The organism is bacterium (genome assembly GCA_037131655.1).
In the GTDB taxonomy this organism is placed as follows: domain Bacteria; phylum Armatimonadota; class Fimbriimonadia; order Fimbriimonadales; family JBAXQP01; genus JBAXQP01.
The window spans coordinates 1-1,535 of sequence record JBAXQP010000478.1 but is presented as its reverse complement, the minus strand read 5'-3'; the positions used below and the strand labels follow the sequence as shown (position 1 = coordinate 1,535).

At 42.1% G+C, this 1,535-nt stretch carries 2 protein-coding genes; both read left to right on the top strand.

Annotated features, from left to right (window positions below; all coding sequences use genetic code 11):
* The coding region (locus tag WCO51_13805) for a DUF362 domain-containing protein (protein MEI6514329.1) at nt 1–917 on the top strand (917 nt) is incomplete at its 5' end.
* A partial coding sequence (locus WCO51_13800) for a hypothetical protein (protein MEI6514328.1) occupies nt 901–1,535 on the top strand: 635 nt, incomplete at its 3' end. The genes WCO51_13805 and WCO51_13800, both read left to right, overlap by 17 nt.

Genomic DNA, 1,535 nt, shown 5'->3' with positions numbered 1-1,535 from the left:
CTAAAGATCCGCTAGGCTACAGTGAAATTAATGTTGGGGAAAATAGTGAGTTTGAAGAAGTGCCACAGCGTCATGGTAAGTTCTTCGGGGCTGAATACGATATTTCTCAAACAAACGAACATCATCAACTCGGAAAACATGAGTACTGTATCGCTAATACGATGCTGAACGCGGATGTCATTATCAACGTACCAAAATTAAAGACCCACAAAAAGAGCGGAATCACTGCTTGGATTAAGAGTGTTATCGGAATAAATGGAGATAAAAACTGGTTGCCACATCATACTGAAGGGACTCCTAGTGAAGGGGGGGACCAATTTTCTGAAGATAACTTTAAGCGCAAGACCGAGCGAAGACTAATGGTTGGCGTCAAAGGGATGGTTAAGAGAATGGGACCTGTCGGTGGATATATCGGCAGCGCTCTTCGCAAAGCCGGAAGTTATGTATTTGGAGATACTAATAAAAACGCAATTAGGTCAGGTAATTGGTATGGAAATGACACTATTTGGCGGACAGTATATGATCTTCATAAGTGCTGGATATATGCGGATAAACTTGGTGTTTTATGCAAAGAACCACAGCGAAAGTTTATCTGCATCATTGATGGGATCATTGCCGGACAAGGTAACGGTCCACTAGCCCCTGATCCGAAACCGGCAGGAATTTGTATCGTTGGGTTTGACCCGATAGCAACTGATACCACATGCGCTGTACTCATGGGCTTCGACCCAGATAAACTACCAATTCTTTCAAAAGCTGAGAGAGTTAATGGATTTTCTTTTGAAAACGTTTCTCGTGAAGATATTAAGCTAATAAGTAACGTTGATGCATGGAATGGCGGTGTGATGGATATTACTGATTTACTGGATTTTGAACCTCATTTTGGATGGAAGAATTACATTGAACGAAAAGCCTAGAATAGTGATCGTCGGCCCTGTCCCCCCGCCGGTTGGTGGTGTGGAAACTTACACTAGTATAATGCTCAATTCAGATATTAAAGAACGTTTTGATATTCTGCATTGCAACATAACAAAAGGACGGCCTAAACAAACTCAAGGTAAGTTCGACTTAGGTAATATTATTTGGGCTTTTCGCCATTTTAAACGCCTTAAAGACAGCATCAAGAAACATCAACCGGCATTAGTTTATATGCCAATCTCCTCTACGCGCTCAGGTTTTATGCGAGATTCAGTTCTCATTCGAATTGTTAAGAAAGCTAGACGATTGCTCGTCGGCCATGTTCATGGAGGAGATTTCGATAATCTCTACAACTCTGCTAATACGGCGAAGAAGAAGCATATAGTTTCCGTTTTGAATATGTGTGACATGCTTGTGCTGTTGGGTAGCCGCTGGGAGACGTTCCTAAGAGAAGTAGGTGTGACTAAGCCTATTCGCATAGCTCCTGCGACAATTCGCGAGGAACTTTATGAAGCTGGAATTAAAGTTAAGCGAAATTGCGAACAACCCGAGCGAGTTGTTGTACTTTTTGTTGGACAGATTGGCAAGCGCAAAGGTGTATTCGATATTCTTGAAGC